The sequence below is a fragment of the Synechococcus sp. Cruz CV12-2-Slac-r genome (assembly GCF_024346075.1).
GTDB lineage: Bacteria > Cyanobacteriota > Cyanobacteriia > PCC-6307 > Cyanobiaceae > Synechococcus_D.
Genome location: NZ_JAGQEK010000171.1, coordinates 1 through 3,306, shown reverse-complemented (window position 1 = coordinate 3,306; position 3,306 = coordinate 1). Strand labels below are relative to the sequence as shown.

Genomic DNA, 3,306 nt, shown 5'->3' with positions numbered 1-3,306 from the left:
ACAATCTTAACAAAAACTAAGCTCTTAAAAAAATCAAAGCATAGATTTATTTTTTGGTTTTAGATGTGGATGGGGTGCAAACAGATGGGGGCTTGATTTATAGCGATGATGGTGTGGTGCAACGCCGTTTTGATGCCCGCGACGGCCTTGGTTTGAAATTACTGCAGCAAGCGGGCCTGGAATTGGCATTTTTAAGTGGCGGCCGCGGGGAAGCAATAAAGCAACGGGCGCGGCATTTGGGGATTAAGCATTGCTTCACGGCGATAAGAGATAAGGCGGGGGTTTTGGCGGAATTGCAGGAGCGGTTGCAGATTTCAATTGCCGCCACTGCTTTTATCGGAGACGACGTTAATGATCTGCCGGTGCGGCCATTAGTTGGGGTGCTGGTTACTCCTGCTGATGGCTGCCGCTCTTTAAAACGCATGGCGGATTTGCTCTTGCGTCAGCGTGGGGGCGATGGAGCTGTGCGGGAGTTGGCGGAACAGATCTTGCGGGCTAGAGCCAATTGAGCTGGGGTATCAACCGATAAGGAATCACCAGCAACCTCGAGGCCATAAATGCTGATGCCTGCTTCCAGTAAGCGCAATTGTTCAAGTTTTTCGGCTTGTTCTAAAGGGGATGGAGGCAGCAGCTGCCAACGTTTTAAAACTGCAGCTTGATAGGCATAGATGCCCACATGGCCCCAGTAATTGGCGTGTAGATGCCAGTTCTCAGGGCATACATCCCGCACATGGGGAATAGCGCTGCGGGAGAAAGTGAGGCATTGGCCGCTGCTCGCTAGCAGGCATTTCACCACGGCAGGATCATGAATTTTATCGGCGCTTAAGCGATAAACAGGAGTAACAACTGGCGCTTTTGCGATGAAATCAGCAGTTGCGCAGGCAATTGCTAAAGCATCGATCACGGCAGGATCAAGGCAGGGTTGATCCCCTTGCACATTGAGGATCCAAAGCTTTTCTATCTCAAGATTTTTGGCTGCAAGATTGGCGCTGCTTAATTTGATTAATTGAGGCAGCACAGATGCAATTCGATCGCTACCGCTACTGCAGGCGGCACTAGTTAGCAATACAGGCACTTGATCAGCAAGGCCCCAGCTTTGCAAGGCAGTTTTAATTTCTTGGCTATCGGTGCAAAGCACCACCATATGCGGCTCTTTTGCAAGTAGGCAGCGCTCGATTACATGGCGTAAAAGCGGTTTGCCATTGATATCGGCCAGTAATTTGCGGGGTAAACGCTTGGATTCCAGCCGGGCTGGGATCACCACAAGGCAGGTCATGGTTGCTGCCAAAGTTGCATCGCTTTTTCCCGCGCCCAAAACCATTTAGCTGAATGGGGGCATTCTTCCCCAATAAACCAAGGCCCCCCCAGGGTGAAATGCAAAAGTTTTGCATTGGGATCTGGCTTCTGCACCCCCACTAAATGGTTCCAATGCTGCGGTAAAGAGCCAATGGCAGCATCACTGCAATCTGCTAACCATTGGAAACGATGTAATTCAAGGCCACTGGCGGTATTTACGTAATCTTTTGTAAGGGCTTGGCATAAGTTGGCATTAAAAAGCATCAATGAACTCCAATTTTTGCGTGGATAAGCACTTTGCGGTTCGCCAAGAAATTTTGTTGTTTGAGTTGGAGTGTGTTGATGTTTAACGCACATCAGTGCATAGTTTTCATCGCGGAGAGCCCATAGATCTGTGATATCGGCGCAGCAGAGCATGTCGCAATCAATAAATAAACCCCAACCCTGAAAATTAAGTAGCTGCGGCACTAAAAATCGTGTAAACGAAAAACTAGTACTTTGTTTTGGATCTTTGCTGCGCCAGTAAAGCCCCTGCTGCTCTAATTGGGGCGTGATCAAAGCTGTGATTGCCAGTGGCGCGCTGCTATGGGTTAGGAGCGAATCAATTAATACGTTTGCAGCGGCTCGCTCCCGCGGATCTACACCAATAAATATTGGGATCGGGCTGCAGCTGCTCATCATATAATGGTAGCGACATAATGCCAACTCATCAAGGCTGGCGCCCCCTAATCTGCCTTAATGACCCAGGGCTTCCTCACCGGCCTCAACGACGCTCAACGCCAAGCGGTGGGGCACCATTGCGGACCTTTGCTAGTGGTAGCCGGTGCAGGCAGTGGTAAAACCAAGGCTCTCACCCATCGCATCGCCCATCTGATCGGCCATCACGGGGTGGATCCAGCCGAACTGCTTGCGGTTACTTTTACAAATAAGGCAGCCCGGGAGATGAAGGAACGGCTGGAGCTGTTGCTTACTCAGCGATTAGCACAAAGTACGTTTGCACAACCGCTCACCAGCTTGCCCCCCCACGAGCAACGCCAGTTGCGCAGCCGCATCTATAGGGAGGTAACGAAAGAGTTATGGATCGGCACATTTCATGCACTATTTGCCCGTTTACTACGTTTTGATATTGATAAATATACCGATCCTGATGGCCTCACTTGGACCAGGCAATTTTCAATATACGATGAAGCTGATGCTCAAAGTTTAGTAAAAGAAATAACCGTTCAAGAGTTGCAATTAGATCCCAAGCGATTCGAACCAAAAAAAATGCGTTGGGCGATCAGTAACGCTAAAAATCATGGTTGGTTGCCTCAACATTTAGAAGAGCAGGAGGCGGGCCAAGGGCATCGCGGTAAGTTGCTTGTGGAAACCTATCGCCGTTATCGGCGCGCCTTAGCAGCTAATAATGCCCTTGATTTTGATGATTTGCTGCTGTTACCAGTGCAATTACTGCAGCAAAATAATCAAGTGCGAGCCTATTGGCATCGGCGGTTTCGTCATTTACTTGTTGATGAATATCAAGATACCAATCGCACCCAATATGACCTGCTTAAACTTTTAGTAACAGACGGTGTAGATCCAGCTCAATTTGATAGTTGGGAAAACCGTTCTGTATTTGTTGTGGGTGATGCAGATCAAAGTATTTATAGCTTTCGTGCTGCAGATTTCACGATCTTGATGGGTTTTCAGGGTGATTTTGGCGATGGTGCTGCCGATCACAGCACCCAAACGATGGTGAAATTAGAAGAAAACTATCGCTCCACCTCCACGATTCTTGAGGCTGCTAATGCCTTAATTGCCCGTAATACTGAGCGGATCGATAAGGTTTTGCGCCCCACCCGTGGTGCGGGTGAATTAATCCGGCTCAGCCGTTGTGATGATGAAATCGCTGAAGCAGAAGCTGTGGTGCAACGCATGCGTGAATTGCAGGCGGCCCATCCGGAATTGCGATATGGCGATATGGCAGTTCTATATCGCACTAATGCACAATCGCGGGCCATTGAGGAGAGT

The 3,306-nt window shown here is 49.0% G+C and carries 4 protein-coding genes; 2 read left to right on the top strand and 2 right to left on the bottom strand.

What is annotated here, in order from left to right; genetic code table 11:
• Positions 1-53: 53 nt before the first annotated feature.
• On the top strand, positions 54-509 hold the full coding sequence (locus tag KB557_RS10065; protein ID WP_261355069.1) for an HAD family hydrolase: 456 nt from the start codon (positions 54-56) through the stop codon (positions 507-509).
• Here KB557_RS10065 and KB557_RS10060 read toward each other — a convergent pair.
• Positions 443-1,321, bottom strand: coding sequence for a manno-octulosonate cytidylyltransferase (locus tag KB557_RS10060; RefSeq protein WP_255133830.1), 879 nt, complete (start codon positions 1,319-1,321; stop codon positions 443-445). The two genes, KB557_RS10065 and KB557_RS10060, sit on opposite strands and share 67 nt — an antisense overlap.
• Entirely contained in the window at positions 1,273-1,977 is a 705-nt protein-coding gene (locus KB557_RS10055) for a glycosyltransferase (protein ID WP_255133827.1), read from the bottom strand. The genes KB557_RS10060 and KB557_RS10055 overlap by 49 nt, the downstream gene beginning before the upstream one ends.
• A 57-nt stretch (positions 1,978-2,034) precedes the next feature.
• Here KB557_RS10055 and KB557_RS10050 point away from each other — a divergent pair.
• The coding region (locus KB557_RS10050; protein ID WP_255133825.1) for an ATP-dependent helicase at positions 2,035-3,306 on the top strand (1,272 nt) is incomplete at its 3' end.